The sequence below is a fragment of the Aromatoleum toluolicum genome (assembly GCF_012911005.2).
In the GTDB taxonomy this organism is placed as follows: Bacteria; Pseudomonadota; Gammaproteobacteria; order Burkholderiales; family Rhodocyclaceae; genus Aromatoleum; species Aromatoleum toluolicum.
Genome location: NZ_WTVS01000226.1, coordinates 1 through 433 on the forward strand (window position 1 = coordinate 1; position 433 = coordinate 433).

A 433-nucleotide genomic window follows, 5' to 3' on the forward strand; every position below is an offset into this window, starting at 1 on the left:
GGCTGCAGCGACCAAGCCCACGCCGATCACCACAAAGACGCCTATGAAGCCCTTGGCCCACCAGGGCCCTTTGCCGTCCGACCAGAACAAGGCGGCCATAGGGAAAGCGATGCCACACCAGAATACCGCGAAGAACCACAACGCCCCCTGCCCCTTGGCCAGGGAATGCGTTGGCTCCAGGTCTGGTACATCGTCCTGGGGGCGCCTCAAGATGCGCAGAAACATCCATGCAGCAGTCACCCCGACGCCGGTGAACACCAGGGTAAACGGCAGCCGGAAAATTTGCAGCCGCCAGCGGATGCTGCGGTCCAGCAGGGCTTGAGCAGGGGCCTGTGGGTTAACCCAGGCTGTGATGGATTCGCCCCGCTCCTGCGCTTGGCGCAGGGCGCGGTGCCATTGCGCCTGCCAGTCGCCCACGTTGTCGGCACTGGGG

General features: G+C 64.7%; 1 protein-coding gene. It reads right to left on the reverse strand.

Going from position 1 to position 433, the window contains the following annotated elements; genetic code table 11:
* Nucleotides 1-433 (reverse strand): DUF3592 domain-containing protein (locus GPA27_RS28490; protein WP_211165316.1); only part of this gene is annotated, 433 nt, incomplete at both ends.